The sequence below is a fragment of the Chondrinema litorale genome (assembly GCF_026250525.1).
GTDB lineage: Bacteria > Bacteroidota > Bacteroidia > Cytophagales > Flammeovirgaceae > Chondrinema > Chondrinema litorale.
This window is the reverse complement of the sequence record NZ_CP111043.1, coordinates 3560209-3585777: the sequence shown is the minus strand read 5'-3', so window position 1 is coordinate 3585777 and position 25569 is coordinate 3560209. Positions and strand designations below refer to the sequence as shown.

At 35.1% G+C, this 25569-nt stretch carries 18 protein-coding genes; 6 read left to right on the top strand and 12 right to left on the bottom strand.

The features are described from left to right. Window positions 1-56: 56 nt before the first annotated feature. The 3 genes from OQ292_RS14745 to OQ292_RS14735 form a co-directional block, all read right to left on the bottom strand. On the bottom strand, window positions 57-3194 hold the full coding sequence (locus OQ292_RS14745; RefSeq protein ID WP_284682906.1) for a SusC/RagA family TonB-linked outer membrane protein: 3138 nt from the start codon (window positions 3192-3194) through the stop codon (window positions 57-59). A gap of 564 nt (window positions 3195-3758) precedes the next feature. Further along, window positions 3759-5051, bottom strand: coding sequence for a NupC/NupG family nucleoside CNT transporter (locus tag OQ292_RS14740; RefSeq protein ID WP_284682905.1), 1293 nt, complete (start codon window positions 5049-5051; stop codon window positions 3759-3761). 87 nt (window positions 5052-5138) lie between these two features. Next, on the bottom strand, window positions 5139-5678 hold the full coding sequence (locus OQ292_RS14735; RefSeq protein WP_284682904.1) for an SRPBCC family protein: 540 nt from the start codon (window positions 5676-5678) through the stop codon (window positions 5139-5141). A 179-nt stretch (window positions 5679-5857) separates the two neighbouring features. Between OQ292_RS14735 and ffh the strand changes: the two genes are divergently transcribed. Next, window positions 5858-7177, top strand: coding sequence for a signal recognition particle protein (gene ffh / locus OQ292_RS14730; RefSeq protein WP_284682903.1), 1320 nt, complete (start codon window positions 5858-5860; stop codon window positions 7175-7177). Between the two features lie 76 nt (window positions 7178-7253). Here the strand turns inward: ffh and trxA are convergent, their stop codons facing one another. Together trxA and OQ292_RS14720 are read right to left on the bottom strand one after the other, a co-directional pair. Next, complete coding sequence (trxA, locus tag OQ292_RS14725; RefSeq protein WP_284682902.1) at window positions 7254-7580, bottom strand: thioredoxin; 327 nt, start codon at window positions 7578-7580, stop codon at window positions 7254-7256. 172 nt (window positions 7581-7752) lie between these two features. Then, on the bottom strand, window positions 7753-8343 hold the full coding sequence (locus OQ292_RS14720) for a nitroreductase family protein (protein ID WP_284682901.1): 591 nt from the start codon (window positions 8341-8343) through the stop codon (window positions 7753-7755). Window positions 8344-8681: 338 nt separating this feature from the next. On the opposite strand from OQ292_RS14720, the gene OQ292_RS14715 reads away from it, so the two are divergent. From OQ292_RS14715 to OQ292_RS14695, 5 genes are all read left to right on the top strand, one after another. Next, window positions 8682-9881 carry a proline dehydrogenase family protein gene (locus OQ292_RS14715; RefSeq protein WP_284682900.1) on the top strand — a complete coding sequence of 400 codons (1200 nt, stop codon included), beginning with the start codon at window positions 8682-8684 and terminating at the stop codon, window positions 9879-9881. Window positions 9882-10414: 533 nt separating this feature from the next. After that, window positions 10415-12565 carry a nitrite reductase gene (locus OQ292_RS14710; protein ID WP_284682899.1) on the top strand — a complete coding sequence of 717 codons (2151 nt, stop codon included), beginning with the start codon at window positions 10415-10417 and terminating at the stop codon, window positions 12563-12565. A 19-nt stretch (window positions 12566-12584) separates the two neighbouring features. After that, the gene (gene cobA / locus OQ292_RS14705) at window positions 12585-13349 is read left to right on the top strand and encodes a uroporphyrinogen-III C-methyltransferase (RefSeq protein ID WP_284682898.1); all 765 of its coding nucleotides are present in this window, start codon (window positions 12585-12587) and stop codon (window positions 13347-13349) included. 54 nt (window positions 13350-13403) lie between these two features. Then, window positions 13404-14114 carry a phosphoadenylyl-sulfate reductase gene (locus OQ292_RS14700; RefSeq protein WP_284682897.1) on the top strand — a complete coding sequence of 237 codons (711 nt, stop codon included), beginning with the start codon at window positions 13404-13406 and terminating at the stop codon, window positions 14112-14114. A gap of 119 nt (window positions 14115-14233) precedes the next feature. After that, the gene (locus OQ292_RS14695) at window positions 14234-14857 is read left to right on the top strand and encodes a hypothetical protein (RefSeq protein WP_284682896.1); all 624 of its coding nucleotides are present in this window, start codon (window positions 14234-14236) and stop codon (window positions 14855-14857) included. Window positions 14858-15112: 255 nt separating this feature from the next. Here the strand turns inward: OQ292_RS14695 and OQ292_RS14690 are convergent, their stop codons facing one another. From OQ292_RS14690 to OQ292_RS14660, 7 genes are all read right to left on the bottom strand, one after another. Beyond that, window positions 15113-16978 carry a cytochrome c oxidase subunit I gene (locus OQ292_RS14690; RefSeq protein WP_284682895.1) on the bottom strand — a complete coding sequence of 622 codons (1866 nt, stop codon included), beginning with the start codon at window positions 16976-16978 and terminating at the stop codon, window positions 15113-15115. A 36-nt stretch (window positions 16979-17014) separates the two neighbouring features. Then, a complete protein-coding gene (locus OQ292_RS14685) occupies window positions 17015-18085 on the bottom strand; it encodes a cytochrome c oxidase subunit II (RefSeq protein WP_284682894.1) in 1071 nt (356 codons plus the stop codon). A gap of 62 nt (window positions 18086-18147) precedes the next feature. Continuing rightward, complete coding sequence (locus OQ292_RS14680; protein ID WP_284682893.1) at window positions 18148-19497, bottom strand: quinol:cytochrome C oxidoreductase; 1350 nt, start codon at window positions 19495-19497, stop codon at window positions 18148-18150. Window positions 19498-19534: 37 nt separating this feature from the next. Next, window positions 19535-20200, bottom strand: coding sequence for a c-type cytochrome (locus OQ292_RS14675; protein WP_284682892.1), 666 nt, complete (start codon window positions 20198-20200; stop codon window positions 19535-19537). 8 nt (window positions 20201-20208) lie between these two features. Next, window positions 20209-20820 (bottom strand): DUF3341 domain-containing protein, encoded by a 612-nt coding sequence (locus tag OQ292_RS14670; RefSeq protein ID WP_284682891.1) that lies wholly within the window; start codon window positions 20818-20820, stop codon window positions 20209-20211. Window positions 20821-20845: 25 nt separating this feature from the next. Then, window positions 20846-22279 (bottom strand): NrfD/PsrC family molybdoenzyme membrane anchor subunit, encoded by a 1434-nt coding sequence (nrfD, locus tag OQ292_RS14665; RefSeq protein ID WP_284682890.1) that lies wholly within the window; start codon window positions 22277-22279, stop codon window positions 20846-20848. A 37-nt stretch (window positions 22280-22316) separates the two neighbouring features. Then, entirely contained in the window at window positions 22317-25520 is a 3204-nt protein-coding gene (locus tag OQ292_RS14660; protein WP_284682889.1) for a TAT-variant-translocated molybdopterin oxidoreductase, read from the bottom strand. Between the last annotated feature and the right edge of the window lie 49 nt (window positions 25521-25569).

Sequence of the window (25569 nt, the reverse complement as noted above, 5' to 3'; positions counted from 1 at the left end):
GAAATGATTAGGAGGTAAGCACAGCGAAGAATATTCGCCGTGCATTCAAATCAAGTTTAGAATTTCACATTTAAGTTGAATCCAATACTTCTTGAACTTGGAAGTTGACCATAGTTATAGCCAAGACTTGAGCTACTTAATTCTGGATCAACGTGTTCAATGTTTTTATGGAAAATTGCTAGGTTTCTTCCTATTACAGAGATTCTTGCAGATTGTAAGAATATATTAGAAAGTAAGCTTGCAGGAATTTGATATCCTACAGATACCTCTCTAAGTTTTATGTAACTTCCATCCATTACTGCAGCTTCGTGATACTGACGACCACTGTATCTACCATAGAAAGTAGTAGCAGAAGCAATTACATCGTTTTCAACATACTCAGGGTTTTCATCAGTACCAATGTTTTTAACACCAACACCAATTACACCTTCTTCGCGACCTACAGAAGTCTCGTTAAGTACACCAGTAATTCTTGCGATACTAGTACCCATATCGTAGATGTCACCACCTTTCTTGATATCGATAAGTGCACTTAAAGTAATTCCTTTATATGTGAATGTATTAGATACACCACCAATCCAATCTGGAATAATATTACCAATTACGTGCTGACCGTCGATGTTATATGGTAATCCATCATCAAAGATTAATTGACCGTCTTCAGTTCTTGCAAATTTGTTACCGTATAGAGAACCATAAGCCTCACCTACTCTAGCTTCTAGTGAAGCACCTCTTATTGACCAAAGAGTTAATGAAGTAAGACCATCAGCCAATTCTACTACTTCGTTCTTATTTTTAGAGAAGTTTAAGCCCATATTCCAGCTAAATCCACCTGCAGACTCAAGTATTGTAGCGTTTATCATAGCTTCAACACCTTTGTTAGTGATCTCACCAGCGTTTAATACTCTAGTTTCGTAACCACTAGCTCTTGAGATATCAACTGCAAGAATTTGATCTTGAGTAGACTGATCGTAGTAAGTTACGTCTAATCCGATTCTACCATTTAAGAATCTCAAATCAGCACCGAACTCAAGACCTGTTGTTTTTTCAGGCTTCAAAGTAGAGTTTGCAATCTCATTGCTTTCAGCATATTTTGGAATACTTCCATCCCATAATCCGTCAGAAGAGAATGTTTGTTGTAGCATGTAAGGGTCTGCATCGTTACCCACTTCTGCCCAGCTAGCTCTTAGTTTAGCAAATGATAATACACCACCTGAAAGAGCAGGAATCATATCTGAAACTACAGCACTAACAGAAACTGAAGGATAGAAGAATGAGTTATTTTCTTTTGGAAGTGTAGAAGACCAGTCATTTCTACCAGTAATATCTAGGAATAACATGTTCTTGAAGCCGAATTGTGCAGCACCAAATACACTGTTTACTTCTGATTCTTCATAACTACTTTGATCTGTGTTTGCACTAGCATTGTTTGACGTAGTATAAACACCATCAATAGTTAGCTGACTTACATTCGTATAATTTCTTTTGTAGTAGTTTGTACGGTTAATACCTCCTAACTGAGCATTAAAAGAGAATGTATTAGATATATCTTTATTAATTGTAAAGATGAAATCTGAGTTAGTTTCTTGGCGTCTTAAAACTTCTTCGTTATAGCTACCTGCAGCATAGTTTCCAGCCTTAATTCTCTCATAACCAGTTACATTAATTCTAGTATCAGACCAAACATCAGTACCAGTTCTTACCATTAAGCTTAACCAATCTGTAAACTCGTAGTTAAGAGAGATGTTACCTAAAATTCTATCCTTTTCGTTTGAGTTAGTTAATACATCTTCTGAAAAGAATGGGTTAGTAAAATAAGTATGCTGCCAGTTTGGTGGCTCTGTATCGCCATCAGGAGAGATATGTACATCTTCGTATGCTTCATAATCTTTTAACTGATCCCAAGAAACATGACGGTGATGCCAGATAAAGTTAGAAGAACTTAAATAACCACGGTTATCTGAACCAGACTTGATATACTCAGCCATTGCATTAATGGTAAGTTTGTCTGTGAATTTTTGAGATGCATTTAATCTGAAGTTATTTTTCCAGTAACCATTGTTGTACATAATACCTTTCTGATCTAATCTACCCATAGAAAGACGGAAAGAACCTTTATCGTTAGCACCTGAGATTGCAATACTATTGTTAAAAGTATGACCAGTCTCCCAGTACTCTTCCCAGTTATCTGGATTAGGAACTAGAGGAGCAGTTTCTGTACCAGTCCACCATTGTCTTACTTCTCTGCCGTCCATTGGAGAACCCCAGCTCTCATCTGTACCAGCAGTACCTTTGAAACCATCTACAGTACCACTAAATCCATCAGCATACCAAGTACGGTAGCCATTACCACCACCATATGTATTTTGGAAATTAGGTTTAACAGCAGGTCTTTCGAAAGTAGTTGTAGAGTTAATTTCTACACCAATACCTTTTGTACCTGATCCATTTTTAGTTTTAATAAGAATTACACCATTAGCAGCTCTAGAACCATAAAGTGCAGCAGCGTTAGGTCCTTTAAGAACACTTATATCTGCAATGTTATTTGGGTCAATTTCAGAAAGACCACCACCATATTGTTGGTTGTCTGAACGCTCACCAGATGTAGCATTTGATGTTTGCTGCATCGGCACACCATCAATTACAATTAGTGGTTGGTTATTACCAGCAACTGATGAAAAACCTCTAATTACAAACTCTGGGCTACCACCGGGTGTACCAGCACTTGTAACTTGCATACCAGAAACTCTACCAGAAAGCGAGTTTACTACGTTTGGAGATGGTGCATTTTGAATTGCTTTCGCATCCACACCTTGAACAGCATAACCTAAAGCTTTTTTCTCTCTTTCAATACCAAAAGCAGTTACTACAACTTCACTTAGTTGCTGTGCGTCTTCGTCCATAGTAAGATCAATTGCTGATTGATCTCCTATTTCCATTTCAACTGATTTAAAGCCGATGTAAGAGTAGACTAAAATGTTTGAAGCTTCGGGAACGGTTATCGTATACTCACCATCAATGTTTGTTACTGTTCCTGATGATGTTCCTTTTACAAGAACAGAAACACCGGGGAGAGGCATTTGATCTGTTCCTGAGATAACCTTACCTGTTACAGTTTTGTCTTGTGCATAAACCGTAAAGCTACATAAAATAGATAGCAGCAATACGGTAATAAACCGTAAATTGTGATTCATACTGTACTGTTTAGAATTAAAAATAGATTAGGGGTAAAATGTTAATTGATCTGATTAAATCAGATTATAATTATTTAGTACTTTTTAATTCTTTTAATGTGTGTTTATAAAGGCTTGAAAAGGTCAGTATATGTTGCGTTTTTTGATAGTCTTTGTATTAAAAACATTATAAATATAGCACAATCATAACGATTTATACAAATTATTGAAATTTTTCTATCAATATCAGTACCTTCTTGAAAATTAAAAAAATCACAAAAAATCACTCATGTAAGGTAATTTTCTAAACAGACTTGTAAAAGTATTCCAAATATCTTTTACAAAGGAAAGAATTAACAGAATAATATTTTTTTTGATTATTGGTTAAAAATTTAATCTATATACACAGCTTTTGAATACTTTTTAAATAATAAGGGTAGATTACTAACCATTTTCTAAAACAATGATGTTAGATGTAAGTTTTAGGCATAAAAAAAGAGGCAAATAAGCTTTTTTATCAAAAAATAAGCTATTTGCCTCACTAAATCGAATTATTAAATAAAATTTGATCTGTAGAATATAATTCTAAGTAAATGACATCATACCAGCTACAGTGGCTGTCATCATACATGCAATAGATGCTGCTAATAATGCTTTAAAACCCAACTTCGACAATTCCCCTTGTTTATTTGGTGCCATCCCTCCAATTCCACCAATTTGGATAGCAATTGAGCTAAAATTAGAGAACCCGCACAAAGCATAAGTCGCAATTACTATAGATTTCGCAGAAAGTTCGTTTGCGGCTTTCATTTCAGCTAAGCTACTGTAAGCAATAAACTCGTTAATTACTGTTTTTTGACCTAATAGGCTACCTATCTGTAAAGACTCAGACCAATCGATACCCATTACAAAAGCCAACACCCTAAACACTTGACCCAAAATATACTCTAAAGACAAACCAGAAAATTGGCCGTCAGTAGATTGCTGAATCCATACGTTTAAACCAGTAATATCTCCTACAAACCCTACCAAAAAGCCATTAATAGCATAAATAATTGCAATAAATGCCAGTAGCATGCCTCCAATGTTTAAGGCAAGTTTTAAACCGTCTGCAGCTCCATTTGAGAGTGCATCCACCAAATTAACACCTAGTTTTTCAGTATTCACTTTTAAACTAGAATCTATCTCGTCGTGCTGAGTTTCCGGAATCAATATTTTAGAAATTACCACGGCAGCCGGTGCATTCATAATAGAAGCACTCAATAAGTAAGATGCATATTTTACTTGTTCGACAGGATCGTCTCCACCTAGAAATGTAACATAACCTGCCAATACACCTCCGGCAATGGTAGCCATACCACCGGTCATCAAAGTCATTAACTCTGAGCGAGTCATGTTCATGATGAATGGTTTTACTAGAAGTGGCGCTTCTGTTTGCCCTAGAAAAATATTACCTGCTACAGATAAACTCTCGGCGCCAGATAGTTTCATGGTTCTGGCCATTACCCAAGCAATTGCAAAAACTATTTTTTGCAAAACTCCTAAATAATAAAGACCAGCAGTTACAGTAGAAAAGAAAATTACGGTTGGTAATACCTGAAATGCGAAAATAAAACCAAAAGAAGATACATCTACCAAATTACCAAAGAGGAATGCTGCTCCATCTCCTGCATAACCAAGGAACTTCACAAAAACTTCACTCACAGCGAGAAAGATGGTTTTTATTAATGGAACCTTAGATATAAGGAAACCAAAAACAATTTGAAGGACGACTCCTACACCTACTAGTTTCCAGTTAATTTTTTTTCTGTTTGAAGAAAAAACCCAGGCAATACCCAACAGAACTAGTAAGCCCAGTAGTCCTCTTAAAAAATCCATATTAATTATTTGTAAATTTATATTTACAAAAATAGGAAACTAGGCATCAGTTGACAAGGTATGTATTTAATATAGATACATTATTTCTTAATCTTCGCAGATATTTTTGAGTAATGTCAATTTATCTTTATAAACCTCCTCAGTTTTACCTTTAAAATCCAGTAAACCAGCGGTTAATCTGTTTACAATACTCCAACCAAAAGAACCCGATTGTTGCCAAGTTACTTTAGTATGTGAGTTATCTATGCTCTCAACATTAAACTCAATATTAGATTCTTGCTCGCCTTTATTAACCAAAGCAGTTAGTTTGATCTCTTTATAAGGTGTTGCTTGCACTGTTATCATTTTTAACTCATAATTCTCAGCATATACAATTAGTACATAACCACCTTCTCCTGTTTTTTGATCAGAAACACTGTATTTAGCATCTTTTAATTCTTCTTTGCTATACACCCATTTATTCCAAGTACTTAAATCTGCAATAGTATTATACACTTTAGCTTGAGGTGCAGTAATCTCTATACTTTGGCTTATATGGTAATCTCCAGGAAAAATCACAAAAGCCATAAAGACAATGAATAAGACAGTAAAAATTACTCCACCTGTGAAAAATTTAAAATACTGCATGAATGTATAGTAAATTGGTTATAAAAGGCCGCAAATATAAACTTTATAAAAGCAAGATTGAGCCACTTTCATTTTTTTAAAGTGAATGTAAACTCCTGTTTATCACATTGATTGATATTATTGTGAATAAATGGTAGTTTTGCACAAATCTTTAAGATTAATATAGAACCATAGCTGATATGTTTGAAAATTTGAGCAATCGCCTCGATCAGGCGATGAAAACGTTAAAGGGACAGGGAAGGATTACTGAGATCAACGTAGCCAACACTGTTAAAGAAATAAGAAGAGCCTTATTAGAAGCAGACGTTAATTATCGTATCGCAAAAGATATTACTAACGAAATAAAAGAAGAAGCGCTTGGACAAAAAGTACTTACTGCTGTTTCTCCTGGTCAATTACTTATCAAAATTGTAAATGACAAGCTTTGTGAGTTAATGGGAGGTTCTGCGGCTCCTTTTAATCCGAAAGGAAATCCGGGGGTTGTACTTATTGCGGGTCTGCAAGGTTCTGGTAAAACTACCTTTACTTCTAAAATTTCAAATTTACTTAAAAAGCAAGGCAATCAGGTTTTAATGGCTGCCTGTGATATTTACCGTCCTGCTGCGATAGATCAGCTAAAAACTCTTGGTGAGCAAATCGGTGTTGAAGTTTATGCAGAGCCTGAAAATAAGAATGCAGTTGAAATTGCTCAGAATGCATTAAAGCATGCTAAAGCCAATGGTAAAAACATTGTGATTGTCGATACCGCTGGTCGTTTGGCTGTTGATGAGCAAATGATGGAGGAAATTACCAAGGTAAAAGCAGCGCTTAATCCACAAGAAACCCTTTTCGTTGTTGACTCAATGACAGGACAGGATGCTGTAAATACAGCACAAGCCTTCAATGAGAAGCTCGATTTTGATGGAGTAGTTTTAACAAAGCTTGATGGTGATACTCGTGGTGGTGCAGCACTTTCAATTAGATCGGTAGTTTCTAAGCCAATCAAATTTATTAGTACTGGTGAAAAAGCAGATACAATAGATACCTTCTACCCAGAAAGGATGGCAAACAGAATTTTGGGTATGGGTGATGTGGTTTCACTTGTTGAAAAAGCTCAAGAAGTTTTTGACGAGCAGGAAGCTAAGAGATTAAATAAGAAATTAAGAAAGAATCAGTTCGACCTAAATGATATGTTGTCTCAAATACAGCAAATCAAAAAAATGGGTAACCTAAAAGACCTAATGGGTATGATACCGGGTATGGGTAAAATGGTTAAAGATGCTGATATTGACGACGATTCTTTTAAACCTATAGAAGCAATTATTTTCTCTATGACTCCAAAAGAGAGAGAAAGCCCTACTATTATTGATGCAAAAAGAAAGAAGAGGATTGCAAATGGTAGCGGAACTTCTGTACAGCAGGTAAATAACCTGTTAAAGCAATACGAAGAAATGAAAAAGATGATTAAGAAAGTAAATAAGATGAGTGGTAAAGGTCAACTCAGAAACTTATTCGGATAATTAATCAAACATACTTAAAGATAATAAAAAAAGGAGCTCAAAACGAGCTCCTTTTTTGTTGATATAATTTATGTATTTATACCAATTGAGATTCAATTCTATTTTGTAAATCAGCTTTTGATGAAGCTCCAACTACTTTGTCTACAACTTCTCCACCTTTAAAAACCATCATTGTAGGGATGCTTCTGATACCAAATTTAGCAGCAATGTTTGGGTTAGCATCTACATCTAGTTTACCAATAACTGCTTTGCCATCAAAATCACCAGCTAATTCCTCAACTACTGGAGCCATCATTAAACAAGGTCCACACCAAGTTGCCCAAAAGTCTACCAATACAGGTGAGTCTGAATTTAATACAACTTCTTCAAAGTTGTTATCTGTTATTTCAATCGCTTTTCCCATTATTATAAATTTAAATTAATCGAATATGTATATTTTAAAATTATTAATTCCGTCAATTATTTTAGACAAATATCTAACTTGTATTTAAAGATCAAAAGTTCAATAAAGTGCTACTAAAGGGATAAGGTAAATTTATACATAAATAAAAGTATTTAATACCTCAGAAGTATTACTATTCTGTAATCCAAGTAGTTTTGTTTTCAACTGGCCCTCTCACACCTTCAGGAACTTCAATTGCTTTTTCACCTATATAAAAGAAACCAAGTAATTTGTCTTTGTCCCCTAAACCAAAAAACTCTTTGGCTTCTTCCCAGTAAGTTACTCCCCCACTTGCCCAGTAAGCTCCTAAACCATAAGCCGTTGCTGTTAAATACATATTTTGTACAGCACAAGCTACAGCCTCAACTTCTTCAATTTCAGGAATACGTTCAGTTTCCTGTCTCCTCATAACGATCGCTACAATGTGAGATGCGCTTAAAGGATGAGTTAGTAACTTTTGAAATTTGTTTTCATCAAAAGTACCTGCTGCTTTTGTTTTTTCTGCATATAAGTCAGACTGGAATTTAGAAAACGACTTAAGACCATCTCCAGTAAACACAAAAAATCTCCAAGGTTCAGTTTTACCATGTGTTGGAGCCCAGTTCGCATTTTCTAGAATTTGCTTAACAATATCATCGTCAACTTTATTTCCGGTATATTGCTTAGGGAATACAGATCGTCTGTTTTTTATAAGCTGGTTTATTTCTTCTGTGTTATAATTCAATTTCTTTACTTTTTAATTTAACACAAAGATATGGAAGCAAACCATTAATGTAAAATAGAAAATTTAGCTCATTAAAATGATTATATTAATTTCTGGGAATTAGAAGATAAAACAGAATAGATATCAACTTAAGATGGAAAAACTTTATCTCAAAAACACATTCAATTTAGCTTAAACAGTTTTTTTAAGATTTCATCTACACAAAGCTTTAAAGAGCAGTTTCGTGGTAATTTTAAACCGGCGACTAACTATAAAATAATATTAACCACGATATAAATATTTATTCTGCATCACGATTTATATTTGAACCATGAACTACAATATTATGAATAATAAATATGGAAAACGGAGGAGAAACATTGAAATCAATTTCAAAAACAAATTTTGACGATACAAGTATTGCTTTTGCCCATAAAAACAATTTGGCCTTAAGGAAAACCTTTTTCCTTTTTTCTATGATGAATAAACCAGCATTGGTAAAGCTAGGCACCTCTCTAATAACTTTTAGCTTAAATATTCATCTGCCTGTAAAGAAACTCATCAAAAAAACACTCTTCAATCAATTTTGTGGTGGAGAAAACATAGTAGACTGTAACAGTACTATGCGTAATCTGGCAAATGCCGGCGTGGGAACAATTCTAGACTATGCGGTAGAAGGAGCTACTACAGAAAAAGGATTTGATACTACAGAAAAAGAAACTATTGAGAATATTCTAAATGCTAAAGACTCAAAAGAAATTCCTTTTTGTGTATTTAAGCCAACTGGTCTTGGGCCAAACAAAGTCCTCGAAAAGTTACACATTAACAAAGCTCTTAATAGCGAAGAACAAGCAGCTTATGATCGCATGTACAATAGGTTTAAAAACATTTGCCAAACTGCTTTTAACAATAATGTGAGAATTTTTATTGATGCAGAAGAAACTTGGTTTCAAGATCCTTTGGATGAGATTGTTTACAAGATGATGGAAATGTATAATCAGGAAAATGCCATTGTTTATAATACCTATCAACTATATTGTAAAAACAAGCTTGCCAAATTAAAAGACGCAAACCAAAGAGCGCTGTCTAAAGGATATAAACTAGGGGCGAAACTGGTGAGAGGTGCATACATGGAAAAAGAAAGAGAAAGAGCGCAAAAAATGGGTTACGAAGATCCGATACAACCAAATAAAGCAGCTACAGACGAAGATTTTAACTATGCGATATTATACTGCATGGAGCATGTTGGTCAAATTGCTTTTTGCTGCGGAACTCATAATGAGACTAGCAGCTATTACTTAATAGAGTTAATTGAAAAGTTTGGCCAAAACCCAGCTAACAAAGATATTTTCTTTGCTCAGCTATTTGGTATGAGTGATCATATCTCCTTTAACTTGAGCAATGCAGGGTTTAATGTTGCCAAGTATGTTCCTTATGGACCCGTTGAAGCTGTACTCCCCTACTTATTTAGACGAGCAGAAGAGAACACAGCCATATCTGGACAAAGTAGTAGAGAGTATAATTTATTAAAAAAGGAAATAGCACGAAGAAAGGCTTAAGCAGCTGTTTTTCACTGCTACAGAAAAATTATTGATAAATAAATTCTTTAATGTGAACTAAGGTCAATATAATCTAGTTTACAGAATAACTAATGAGATTATAACAATACTATTAATTTCAAAAAAATATAGCCCATAAGCTTGACAAGTTGTAAAATACCCTTTAGTATTGTAAAAAAATTGAAAGCATGAATACACTTAACAATCCTATATCACTCCGTCCAGGCGCACACCACAGCTGTTGTATGTGCTTCTTCTATGTCGGGAGGGGTATGTCTTTTTTATATGGATTTTAAAGTGTTATAACGATATAAAAAAAACTTAACGAAAGCCTTTCCCAATGGAAAGGCTTTTTTTTATGTGCCATGAAAAAATTTACAATGATTTATATGATGATGATGACTTGCTGTTGTTGTAATTTATCTCCATGAGGTGTCAAATTAGTTGTGCGTAATTTAAATAATTGATTAAAGCCTTCTTAACACCTAAAGTTTCGAAGGCTTTTTTTTACCATCATAAACCATCAATTTGAAATGAATTCTGAATCAAATTTAACTATTAGTAAAGCTGCTCAAAAAGATATTGAAGAGTTAGGTATAAAAATTAAAGAGTACGAAAAAGGTAATATTCCTGATGATAAATTCAAGCTCTTTAGACTTACCAGAGGGGTTTATGGTCAGAGACAGCCTGGTGTACAGATGATCAGAATCAAAATACCTTATGGTAAGGTTACTACTAAGCAATTAGAGCAAATTGCATTTGTATCCGATAAATATACAAATGGTAATTTACACTTAACAACTCGCCAAGACATTCAGCTGCACTATGTAAAGGTTAACGATTCACCAGCATTGTGGGCAGATTTAGAGCAAGAAGACATTACGCTAAGAGAAGCTTGCGGTAATACTGTAAGAAATATTACTGGTTCGGCAGCAGCTGGTATCGATCCTAACGAGGCATTCGACGTTTCTCCTTACGCTCATCAATTATTTGAATTCTTCTTGAGAAACCCTATCTGCCAGGAGATGGGTCGTAAGTTTAAAATAGCTTTTTCTTCTAGTGATGATGATTCAGCATTTACTTATTTCCACGACCTTGGTGTAATTCCAAGAATAAAAACTATTGATGGTGAAACTGTAAAAGGATTTAAAGTAGTAATAGCTGGTGGTTTAGGTGCACTATCTATGGTAGCTCATACAGTACATGAATTTTTACCAGAAGAAGAATTACTACCATTTGCAGAAGCTTTAGTAAGAGTTTTTGATAGGCATGGCGAAAGAGCTAGTAGAAATAAAGCTCGTATGAAATTCTTAGCTAAGAAAATAGGAATTGATACGCTAGCTCAACTAGTTAAAGAAGAAACTAAAGCAGTAAAAGCTCCAAGAGAAAAACTAGTAGTAAATGATTCTGAAATACCTGCTTTACCTCAATACGAAATAAAAGAAACTGTAGCTCCAATAAATCAAGAAGCTTATAATGAGTGGTTAGCTACAAACGTATTCGAACAAAAGCAAAAAGGATTCTACGGAGTATATCTAGTATGCCCTCTTGGTAATATCTCTTCTGACACTTCTAGAAAACTTGCTGATTTAGTAAGAAAATACGCTGCAGATGATATTAGAGTAACTGTAAACCAGAATCTTCTATTAAAATTCGTAAAACAAGATGCATTAACAATCATCTTTAATGAATTATACAATTTAGACTTACACTATAGTGGTTATAACTCTATTGCTGATATAACTGCTTGCCCAGGAACTGATACTTGTAACTTGGGTGTATCTAACAGTACTGCGCTTTCTACTGAATTAGAAAAAGTTGTAAGAGATGAATTTCCTGAATTAGTAAGAGATACTACCATCACTATTAAAATTAGTGGTTGTATGAACTCTTGTGGCCAGCATATGGCGGCAAGTATTGGTTTTCATGGTAGCTCTATTAAAAATGGTGCTCATGTAATTCCAGCAATGCAGATTGTTTTAGGTGGTGGAGTAAATACTGAAGGTGTTGGTTTTGTTGCAGAAAAAATCATCAAACTTCCTACTAAAAGAATTCCTGAAGCATTAAGAATTGTTCTTAACAACTACTTCGAAAACAGCGAAGAGGGTGAATATTTCAATGAATATGTGAGAAGACAAGGAAGAAGATATTTCTATGATGAATTGAAAAGCCTTGCAGATCTTAAAACATTACAAGAAGCAGAATACAGCGATTGGGGAAGTGTTGAGAACTTCGAATTAGCTGTTGGAGTAGGTGAATGTGCTGGTGTAATTTTCGATATGATCGGCTCAATTATTCAAGAAGCAGAAGAAAAAATCTTACTTGCAAATGAAAGCTTTGCTCAAGAGCAATATGCAGATGCAATTTATCACAATTACAATTTAATGGTAATTTCTGCAAAAGCATTGCTACTTAGTGATGATCACAAGTGCAACACACAAATAAGTATCATGAAAGATTTTGATACACATTATGTAAGCACTGGTAAAGTTGCCCTTCCTGTAGAAGGAAATTTTGAAGACTTTGTGCTTCAATTAAAGCAAAATGAACCAACTAAAGAATTTGCTGAAAAATATCTATCACTTGGTAAAGAATTTTTTAACACGATTAAAGCTTACAGAGCGAATCAGTTAGCTAAGGATTCTAATGAAAAACAAGTTGTTGGATCTTATTATAAAGCATAATTAAAACATTAATTTCTCAATGAATATAAATGCTAAATTAAGTCTTGTTGGTGCTGGTCCAGGTGATCCAGAGCTTTTTACTGTAAAGGGGATAAATACGCTTAAGAAAGCGGATGTTGTTCTTTACGATGCTTTGGTTAGCCCAGAATTATTGGATTATGCACCAGAAGAAGCACTAAAAGTTTTTGTTGGAAAAAGAGCCGGAAAGCATCATTATTCACAAGATGAAATTAATGAACTAATTATTCAATATGCTTTTTCTCATGGTCATGTTGTTAGACTAAAAGGTGGTGATCCTTTTATCTTCGGTCGCGGACACGAAGAAAAAACATTTGTTGAGCGCTATGGAATTCCTTGTGATATTGTACCAGGAATTTCTAGTGCAACATCACTTGCTACATTACAGCAAATCCCTTTAACAAAAAGACATATTACACAAAGCTTTTGGGTAACAACTGCGACTAACAGCGCGGGCAAGCTTACTCGTGACATTCATTATGCTTTAGAAAGCTCAGCAACATTGGTAATACTAATGGGAATGGGCAAGCTAAACGAAATTACAAGAATTTTTGAAAGCTTTGGTAAAGCAGATATGCCAATTGCGATTATAAATAATGGTTCTTTAGAATCTGAAAGAGTAGCTGTAGGTACTATAAAAAATATTTGCGAGGTGGTTAAAGAGAAAGGACTTGGTACCCCTGCTACAATTATAATAGGTGAAGTTGTTAGACTACACCCTGAATTTCTCGACGAGATTAAAATAACAATAAGACGAACAGCCTAATAGGTAAAACAAAAATCAACATTCAATCAGTTAAAAAGCTTTATTAATAAATAAATGAAAACAATTAGCTCAGAAATTAATATCGAAGAACTGAATGCATCCTATGCTAATTTGTCGCCATTGGAAAGACTAGCTAAGTTTTACAAAGATTTTGGAGACAAAAACATTTTAGTTAGTTCATCATTCGGAACTACCTCTGCTTATCTGCTAGATCTAATTAGCAAAAGCAATAGAAAGCAAGAAATCCATCTAATAAATACCGGATATCTCTTTAAAGAAACCCTAGATTATGCCGATGATTTATCACTAAGGCTTGGACTAAATATTAAAACAATAAAGCCAGATTTTCATCATCACCAGTATACATCTCAAAATAGAACTTGGGAAAAGGACCCAAACTTATGCTGCAGTGTAAATAAGGTTTTACCATTCGAAGAGATTAAAAAAGGTAAAGATTTCTGGATTTCAGGTTTAATTGGCAAACAGAGCCATAGCAGAAAAGATAAAGATATATTCGAAAGAAATGGTGACATAATAAAATTCCACCCAATTATCGATATCGAACTTGAAGAAGTAAAATCTTATTTAAAAAAGAACGATCTACCTACTAATCCCCTATTCCATAAAGGGTACGAGTCTGTGGGCTGTTTCCATTGTACTGCTAAAGGTAAAGGAAGAAGTGGAAGATGGAAATCATCTACAAAAACTGAATGTGGGCTTCATTTACCAAGCGAAAAAAACATGAAGGCATTTGCTATTAGTTAATTACTAATGTGCTTTTATTAACATGAATTAATATTTTATATAGCAAATAGCTGTAAAGAGATTAAAAGAAGGAGAAGATAGCTGCGTTTTCATAGTGAAAATTCAAAGACTAAATAATAATGAAAACATTAGGTTCAGTTATCTTATTGATATTCACATTCATCTTTTTATCGTCGCATACTCCCGATGATGGTTATGATAATTTAAAAGTAAGGGTTCTTACTGAAAAACCAGAAGTATGCAACTATAAAGGACTTTTTTTAAAAAAGGGATTAGTAAAAGGCGCTGTTAATAATGCCCAAGTAGAAGTTCTCGTTTTTCTTCAACAATATAATGGCCACTGGATGAAAAAGTATTATCACAGAAATGGTTCAGGAGAAATTGCGATGAATATGGGAGATTGCCGTTTTACAGGAAACTATCACGCTCTTGCATATTATATGACTAATAAAAACAGTGTGACTTATAAAGACATACAACATATGCATAACAAAAGAGGTGAAAGTCCTAAGTTTAGAGTTACTAAAAGACTTAAAGAAGACGATGGCAATGTTAAATTAATGGAAGGCGAAGTTTTTACTCCAAATGGCGAAACAGTTGATCTTACATTATTTCTAGAGAAAAAAGATGGTGGTTGGAGAAAGAAGCACTTTACCGTTTATGGTTCAGGAATAGTGAAACTAGATATAATAGGTGATGATTTAACAGGTAATTACAGATCTGCACTTAATATAAAATTTTAATTACTGATTGAAAATTAGATAATATAAAAAGAGGAAGTGATTAAATAATCACTTCCTCTTTTTGTTTATAAGTTCTTCTCTTATTATTTCTTAGCCGTTGTAATTGCTACTATTAGTGCAATCATCAATGGTGGAACCATAAATACAAAGGCCATAAAACCAAGTAGAGTAACACCTTCCATAGTAATAATAATTTAAATAGTTAAATTAAAGAAATCCTTACTCTTTACAGAGTAAGGATTATAAATTTATTTTTTAGTCAACTTTATCTGCTTCTCCACCCTTCTCTAACTTAGCAAGTTCTTTTTCCATTTCTAAGTTAGATTCTGGCGTTTCTGAGAAAGGCACGTTTTGAGGAATAAAATCTTCTTTAGCACCTGGCTTACTGTAATCATAAGGCCATCTGTAAACTTTAGGAATAGCTCCCGGCCAGTTACCGTGACCTGGTAATCTTGGAGTAGTCCACTCAAGAGTTGTTCCATTCCAAGGGTTAGCGCTAGCCAGCTTACCTTTAAATATGCTGTAGAAGAAGTTAAAGGCAAATATTAGCTGTGCCGTTAGAGTAATAATAGCAGCAATACTGATAAATGCATTTAAGTCTGTAAATGTCGAGAATGCATCGAAATTGGTGAAAGAGTAATATCTTCTTGGGAATCCTGCGATACCAATAAAGTGCATTGGGAAAAACACAAGATATACACCAATAAATGTTGCCCAGAAGTGTACATAACCCAACTTCTCATTCAACATTCTACCAAACATTTTAGGGAACCAATGGTAAGTACCCGCCATCATACCAAAGAATGATGCACTACCCATTACAAGGTGGAAGTGAGCAACAACAAAGTAAGTATCGTGTAGTTGGATATCAACTGCAGCATTACCAAGTACAATACCAGTTACACCACCAGAAATAAACAATGATACCAAACCAATTGAGAATAACATTGCTGGTGTAAATATGATATTACCCCTCCAAAGAGTAGTGATATAGTTAAATGCTTTTACTGCTGAAGGAATTGCAATAATCAAGGTTAAGAACATAAATACCGAACCTAGGAACGGATTTAAGCCCGAAACAAACATGTGGTGCGCCCAAACTATAAATGAAAGGAATGCAATACCTAACATTGAACCGATCATCGCTCTATAACCGAAGATTGGTTTTCTTGAATTAGTTGCAACAATTTCTGAAGTAATACCTAATGCAGGTAACAATACTATATATACCTCAGGGTGACCTAAGAACCAGAAAAGGTGTTGGTATAAAATTGGGCTACCACCAACATTTGGCAATGCCTCACCACCTATATATATTTCTGATAAGTAGAAACTTGTTCCAAAACTTCTATCAAATACTAATAACAATGCTGCAGATAAAAGAACTGGGAAAGAAAGTAACCCAAGAACAGCAGTTAAGAAGAATGCCCAAATAGTTAATGGCATTTTTGCAAATGACATACCATCTGTACGCAAGTTAATAACAGTAGCAATATAGTTAATACCACCTAAAAGCTGAGAAACGATAAAGAATGTCATACTCACTAGCCACATCGTCATACCGGTGCCGGAGCCTGACATTGCTTGAGGTAATGCACTCAGAGGTGGATAAACTACCCATCCCCCACTAGCAGGACCAGTTTCGAGGAACAAGGAAATTAACATGATCACACTAGCTAAGAAGAAGAACCAGTATGATAACATATTCATAAAGCCTGATGCCATATCACGGGCACCAATTTGTAATGGTATAAGGAAGTTACTGAATGTACCACTTAAACCAGCAGTAAGTACAAAGAATACCATAATTGTACCGTGCATAGTTACAGCAGCTAGGTAAAACTCTGTATCCATTTTACCACTTGCATCTATCCAGTCTCCTAATATAGGTTTTAGAAAGCTTAAATCTGCATCAGGAAATCCAAGTTGCAACCTGAATATACCTGAAAGTGAGCCTCCAATAAATGCCCAGATCAAACCTGTAATCAGGTATTGTCTAGCAATTGTTTTATGATCTAATGAAAAAACGTACTTAGTAAAGAAGTTTTCAGTATGATGATGATCGTCGTGGTGATCATGAGCATCTGTAGTACTATGTATATCGATATCTACAGTTGACATATACTATTGTTTATTCGTGAAAATTCATTTATAGTTTTAATCTTCAGAGATAGCCAAATCAAGATTGTTAACTCCAATGCTCGACAAGTAATCTTTATTTTTAGAAGCCCATGACTCCTGCTCTTTGTACCATTTGTCAAAATCAGCAGGTTCATCTACAACAATTATTTTTTTCATTGCAAAGTGGCTTCCTCCACAAACCTCAGTACAAGCTAACTCATAGTTAAAGTTCTTGTATCTTGGTTCACCAGTATCAGGATTAACTTCTTGCCAAGCAGGATCTTGACTTAATAATTCTCTCATTTCAGCAGTAGATTTTGTAGGAGTAAACCAAAACTTAGTTGGCATACCCGGAACAGCATCCATTTTTATTCTGAAATGAGGCATAAATACACTGTGAATTACATCTCTAGATCTAATATTTAATAATACTGGCTGACCTTTAGGCAAATGAATATCTCTAGCTATAAAATCATCAATACTGTTAGGATCTCTAAAATCGATACCCATAGAGTTAGTACCATCAATTTTTTTATAGTCATGTCTACCTAGAACTTTGTCAGAACCTCCGTATCTAACTTCCCAGTTAAACTGTTTACCCATAATTTCTATGTTTACAGCTTCCTGAGGAGCAGGTGATGTGATATCGCTCCAAACAACATAACCTGAAATTACCAAGAGTGTCATAACTATCGCAGGGATAATTGTCCAAACAATTTCTAGTTTGTCATTATGTGGATAGTAGTAAGCAGCTCTTGTTTCTTTATACTGGTATTTAAATGGAAACCAGAAAAGTAAAACGTGAGTCGCAAAAAATGCAAAGCCAATAATCGCCATTGTTAGCCAAAATAGAAAGTCAATTTCTACTCCGTGTTCAGATGCAGCTTCTGGTAAAAAGTATTTTTGTGCTATGCCTGAGTACCAAAATAATGAACCGAAACCTACAAAAAAGGCTATAGGAAACATTATTGCATTAACTTGATTACTAAAACTAACCTTTTTCTTTGAATTCCCTTTAGCAATTCCTACTAAAGTAAATATTCTGTATATAAGCGCCAGAATTACTAGTAAAAGAACTACTCCAACTATTAGAAGAACCGAGGTCATAAAATTTATATCTCTTGGTTAAAAATTTAAAAGTTTCTTAAGCTTGTTACCTCTCAATTTAATTAAGTTGTATGATGAATTGATTCTTGTAACATTGGGTGGTTAACAGCAATAAGTTTTTGTTTAGCTAAATTGCTTAGCACTACCCATAAAAATCCGAATAAGTAGATCATGGTAACACCTAGCTCCATAAAACCGAATCCACCGTTTTGTTTTAGTGTACCTGGAGTGATCATCAAGAAGAAATCGAACCAGTGACCAACTAAAACTACAGTACAAACTATTTTTAGGAATGTCATTTTTCTTTTTGCATCTCTTGTCATTAAAGCAAGGAATGGGAAGAAGAAATTCATGATCAGGTTGAAGAAAATATATTTACTATATATATCTGAATTTAATCTTTCGTAGAAGTATATTGTTTCTTCTGGCATGTTTGCATAATAAATAAGCAAGTATTGCGAGAACCAGATATAAGTCCAGAAAATACTGAATCCAAAAACAAATTTACCCATGTCATGTAAATGGTTCTCATTTATAATTGATAGGTAACCTGCCTCTTTCATAAAAACTAAGAAGAGTGTTATTGCAGCCAGACCAGAAACAAACCAGCTAGCGAAAACATACCAGCCAAACATTGTACTGAACCAGTGCGTGTCTATTGACATAACCCAATCCCAAGCAGACATAGAAGAAGACAAGCCAAAAAACACTAGAAATGCTCCTGAAAGAGTTACCATTTTTCTGTAGTGAACTAATCCGGCATTTACATCTTCTAGAACAGATTGCTTTCTAATTAGATTGAAAAACAAGATCCAACCTAAAAAGAAGAATATCATTCTTAAATAATAAAAATATGGAATTGAAGGCGTAGATTCAGATCCAGGGATAAAGAAAAAGCCTTTTTTACCATTAATAATTTTATCAAAATGAGCACTTGCGTGATCATATAAATCAGTGTGTGTCCAGTGGAACATGTCGTGGCTAGCAAGAATAAAAACCACTAACATTAATACACCAGTTACTGGCAAGAAAGAACCAAAAGCTTCTGGTACTCTTTTAAATCCAGCAGACCAACCTGCACTAGCCACATATTGTATAGCCACCCAAAATATACCTATTAGTGATAGCCCTGTGAAATAAACATTGTTTATCCACATATCAACAAAAAGTCTATTCCACCAGTGGAATGCATGACCTTCTGCAGCAGCACCAGGTTCTGAAGAGGCTAAAGCATCATTTCCCATTAAGAGAGATGCATGTTCACCATGACCGCCGCCTCCTAACATTTCAATCAGTATTCCTATTACTAAGGATACTACACCCAAACCAAGAATGATGAACAAGGTTTTTTTGGCTTTATCAGAGAAATGAAATTTCTCATTTAAATCAATATCATGTATTTCTGACGCCATCTTGAATTCTTTCTGTGTATTTAAATCTTAAATTAAATTATTCTCCTTTTTGCAGTTTCTGAACATATTTCACAATCATCCATCTTTCTTCTGGGTTTAATTGTGATTTGTGTGACCACATTCTGTTTCTACCATGCGTAATAGTATGGAAGATGTGCCCTTCTGTAAGTGTTGCATATCTACCAGCAGAATAATTTGGCACCCCTTTATAAACAGCACCTACTTTACCATCACCTTTACCACCCGGTCCGTGGCATGGAGAGCAATAACTTACATAAAGCTCTTGACCTCTTTGCAATATCTCAGGGCTGTCTGATAATGGGTTTTTTAATATTCTTGAAGCTAGATCAATGCTATCTTTTGGTAGATCATAAATTAATAATTCTTGATCTGTAGTAGCAGCTGTACTTCCTGTTGCTCTTGAATAGTTTTGTCTTTTAATGGTTCCTTCAACCGGTGTCATTTCATTCATCGGTTTCTTTCCATTGTAATTATTATATGGTGTAGAGTTAGTAACATAATAATTAGATGAAATTGGACCATCTGGAATACCTTCTTCAGTAATCTGAGTTAATGGCTCATAAGGTACTGAATGATACATTTGAGGTGCATATTCAATGCCTGGGTCATTTCCTCCAGCTCCACAGGAATAGAGTAAAACTGTTGATAAAATTATCCCTGCTATGTTATACAAAATTTTCATTATCGATCTTAATTTAACTGTCTGCTAGAACTTGTTACACCATTAGTCATTGTATCAACAAGAAACTTCCAGAAATTTGGATTATTCTCTTCATCTGTAAAGTCCTTACGATAAGTTTCTTCAGCACTTACGCTTTCAAGTAATGTCTTAATTTCATCTTCAGACTTTTTATTTTCTGATAAATCAATTGCCATTACATGTTTATCGTCTGTAGCTCTTCTGTCAAACATTCTTGGTACAGCACCTGGGCCTAATCCTCTAGAAATAAAGAAAGTAAATCCCATACCATATGCAGAAAGAAGTACAGTTAACTCAAATGTAACTGGTACAAAATCGGGATAGGCTATATAAGGTTTACCACCAATAATCATTGGCCAGTCAACTCCTAGCATTAATGTTTGCATTAAAATAGCCAGGATTGTTCCTGTTATGCCAAAGAAAAAAGCTGCTACAGGCATTTTAGATCTTTTATAACCTAATGCATCTTCTAAATGATGGACAGGATATGGTGTGAAAACTTCGTAAATTTTTACACCTTCAGATCTCAGTTTTTTTATACCGCTGATCAAGATATCTTGATCATTAAATATTCCTACTAAAAAATGTTTATTAGACTCCATTATCTCTTACTTAATGCCTTTAGAATTATGCAATTTCAGTTTCTTTTACTCTGTCTGCTTCAGGAACCAACGAGTTAGGTATTGTTCTTCTACCTTTATATACTTTTGAGTCTGAATCTTTCAATACTGCTTTCACCTCTGCCATATTTATTACTGGGAAGAATTTGGCAAACATGAAGAATAGTGTAAAGAATAAACCGAAGGTGAATACATAACACATGATATCCCAAGCTGTTGGTGTAAAATATACCCAACTAGATGGTAGGTAATCTCTGTGTAATGAAGTTACAATAATTACAAATCTCTCGAACCACATACCAATGTTCACAACAATAGATAAGAAGAAAGTTGTGATTAGGTTGGTTCTGATTGCCTTGAAATAGAACAACTGAGGAGAAATAACATTACAAGTCATCATTGACCAGTATGCCCACCAGTATTGACCTCCCATTCTGTTTGCAAATGCATATTGTTCGTATTCAACACCTGAGTACCAAGCGATGAAGAACTCTGTTACATATGCAATACCTACCACAGAACCGGTTACTAGAATTACTATATTCATCATTTCGATGTGTTCCATAGTAATGTAATCTTCAAGACCATAAAGTACTCTGGTAATCAACATTAGTGTTAATACCATCGCGAATCCTGAGAAGATCGCTCCAGCAACAAAGTATGGAGGGAATATAGTTGTGTGCCATCCCGGGATTACCGAAGTAGCAAAGTCAAAACTTACAATTGTGTGTACTGAAAGTACAAGTGGAGTAGAAAGACCAGCAAGGATTAACGAAACTGATTCGTAGTGCATCCAAGTTTTTGCTGAACCATCAAAACCTAAAGATAATAAACCGTAGAATATACGCTGGAATTTGGTAACAGCTCTGTCTCTCAATGTAGAAAAATCAGGAACTAGACCAATGTACCAGAATAAAAGCGATACGGTAAAATAAGTTGAGATTGCAAATACGTCCCACAATAGTGGTGAGTTAAAGTTTACCCAAAGCGAACCAAATGTATTGGGTAAAGGTAATGCCCAGTAAGCTCCAAGCCATGGTCTACCCATGTGAACTACAGGCCAAATAGCAGCACAGATTACAGCGAAAATTGTCATCGCTTCTGCTGCTCTGTTAATAGATGATCTCCATTTTTGTCTGAACAATAAAAGTACGGCTGAGATAAGTGTACCTGCGTGACCGATACCTACCCACCATACAAAGTTAGTGATATCCCATGCCCACTGAACAGATTTATTCAATCCCCATCTTCCTATACCATTCCATAACATATCTCCCATAAATGCGCCACCTGCCAACAACAATATTAGGGCTACGGTAAGTGCTGCAAACCAGCTTTTCGGAGGGTCTTGCTCTACAGGCCTACATACATCATTAGTGATGTCTTTGTAGGTCTTGCCTCCTGTAATCAGTGGTTCTCTTACTTGTGATACAATTTGCATACTCTATATATACCTAGATGAAAAATTCTTATAATTATTAAGCCTGACCTTCTTCTTTATTTCTGATTTTAGCCAGATACCAAACGTTAGGACTTACATTCAGTTCGTCAAGAACATTATATGCTCTAGCTTCTAATTGCTCATCCATTGTTTCTCTTACTTTACTTTGCTTGTTGTTCAAGTCACCGAAAGTAATAGCACCAGCTGTACAAGCACTAGCACAAGCAGTTTGAGCATCAGAATCAACTACTGTTCTTCCTTCAATCTTAGCTTTTAATTTGCCAGCTTGAAGTCTCTGTACACACATAGAGCATTTTTCCATTACCCCTCTAGATCTTACAGTAACATCTGGATTCAATACCATTTTGCCAAGCTTGTTATTCATATGGTAATCAAACTCATCGTTAGCGTGATATTTGAACCAGTTGAATCTTCTTACTTTATAAGGACAGTTATTAGCGCAGTATTTAGTACCAATACAACGGTTATAGGTCATCATGTTTAGACCTTCAGAACTATGTGTAGTTGCAGCAACCGGACAAACAGTCTCACAAGGAGCGCTATTACAGTGCTGGCACATCATCGGTTGGAATACAACTTCTGGATTATCAGCAGCTTCTTCTAGTTCTGCATTGCTTTCCGCTCCCGCAGGGTTGCTGTAGTAGCGGTCAATTCTTAACCAATGCATTTCTCTTCTGTTAATAACCTCTTGCTTACCAACAACTGGAACGTTGTTTTCCATATGACAAGCTACAACACAAGCCGCACAACCTGTACAAGCATTCAAGTCGATACTCATACCCCAGTGGTGATTCTTGTATCTGAATCTGTCAGCTTCGATATCTAATTTATCGATAAACAGATCATCTGTTTTCTCTTTTCCTCTGTGGTCTTCTTGGAAACCATCTTTATCGATATCCCATAGAGAAATATTACTTGGTTTAGTAGCTCCAGAGTAAGTAGATACCGTAAATCTTTCTAATACTTCTTTAGGTTTTTCTTTATAAGTAGCAAGAGTTGATTCTTGGATAATAGACTCTCTACCCATAATAGTATGGTGAGTTTGTGTTTGAGCAACATGCTCCATCTCGCCTGTAAAAGAAATATCTACATTAGCAGTGCTATATGTTAAGCTTCCATCAAATGTAACAAATGGGAAAGCATTTACACCACCAGCTTCTGCAGCCACTTTGCCAGCAAAGTCTTTTCCTCTACCATAACCAAGAGCAATTGCAATTGTGTTCTTCTCTTGACCAGGCTGAACAATTACAGGTAAAGACATTTCAACATCACCTACTTTTACTTTAGCAACCGGCTTTTTAGTTTCAAAATCACCTGCTACTCCTTTTTCTCTAGCATAAGATTGAGAAACTGAAACGAAGTTACCCCAACATACTCTTGAGATTGGTTCAGGAGTTTCTTGCAACATTGGATTGTTGGCATAAGCTCCTGTTCCTATTGTAGGGTTTGTATAAACTACTAGTTCTAATCCTTCTCCTGTAGCTTTGCTCTTAATTGCAGATGCAGCAGAGTTAATATCAACTCCAGCAACAACAACTTCTTCACCTTCACTTGCTACTACACCTTCGTGAACACTTGTATACGCTGAAGTTTCAGCCATATCGTAAACACCATTGTGTAATACTCTTTGCCAGAACTTAGTAAACTCACCAACTTCTGTTTGAGTAGTGAAAATAGACTCTTTCCAGTGATCTTGAAGATACTGGTAAATTGAAGTGTTATTTCCAGCCCATTTCAATAATGATTCTTCAACTTGACGAGTGTCAAAAATTTTATTGATAGTTGGCTGACATAAGCTAAAGAAACCTTTCTTAGGCTCAGCATCGCTCCAAGACTCTAAATAATGAGAATCTGGAAGCACATAACCACATTTACTTGCAGTTTCATCAGCTCTGTCTGCAGTAGAAATACTTAACTTAGCTTTTGAAATTGACTCTTCAATTAGTTTACCTTGTGGGTAATCGTAAACTGGGTTACAGTTATAGAATAACACACCACCAACTTTTCCACCAGCTAAAGCTTTTACAAATGCTTGCATTTCTGCATCATTACCTTGCTTTTGGAATGAAGGGGTATTTATATCGATTGTTTTGCCATAGTTACCCAACAGTTCGTTAATTGCATTAACTATGATTTGCTCAGAAACACTGTTAGAGCCAGAAACTACTAATGAAGTACCTCTGTCAGCTAATAATTTCTTTGCAGCAAGATCTAGGTGAGCAAACTCAGCACCATCAACACCACTTATTGTAGTTCCACCAGTAGCTCTTGCTATCTTGTTATATAATTGTGCAGCAACTAAACCACTTTGAGATGGTTTAATAGGAGTTCTATAATCTGCTCCTGCTCCTGTTACACTTAGAATAGACTCAAACTGAAAGTGATTAGACATATCAGAGTCTTTTGGACTCACCTTTCTGTTTTGAGTATAACCGTGTGTGTATTCTACGCCAGATATCCAGTTTGTAAGGAAATCTGCACCAATACTTACTATAGTATTAGCTTTAGAGAAATCGTAGTTAGGAACTACAGCTTTACCAAACTGTCTTTTATTAGCTTCTAAGATACCATAAGCAGACTCAGGATCGTAAGTAACTAATTTTGCAGAAGGGTATTTTGCAGTAAATTCATTTATAATTTTCTTAGTTGTTGGGCTAAGAATTGTATTTGCTACTATATAGAAAGGAGCACTATTTTTAGATAAAAAAGCAGAAACTTCTTTATCTACTGTTGCCCAATCTGTTGAAGCACCGCCTTTAGTTGGTCCTTGAAGTTTTTCTATATCATACAAAGAAAGTACAGATGCATTTACTCTTGCACTTGTACCACCTTTACTAACTTTAGAAAAAGTATTTCCCTCAACAAATATTGGTCTCCCCTCTCTGGTTTTTACTACTACTGAACAGTATTCGCCACCTTGAGCGTAGGTAGAAGCGTAGTAGTTTGGAATACCCGGATCTACTGTTTCAGGTTTATTTAGATATGGAATTGCATTTCTTACAGGAGCTTCACATGCAGCTAGCGAAACTGCTGCTACACTAAATCCCATCATTTTTAGAAAGTCTCTCCTACCAGTACCTTGAGAACCACCGGTATTATCTCCATAAGCATCCTTTATAGGTAACTCTTCCGGAAACTCTTTTTCATTATGCTTGACAAAATCCGGATCGTTTTTCAACTGCTCTAATCCCTGCCAATAAGTCTTTTTATTATTTTTCATACAATCAAAATGTAGATTGAGACGAATATCAAATTAATTTTTTGTAAGT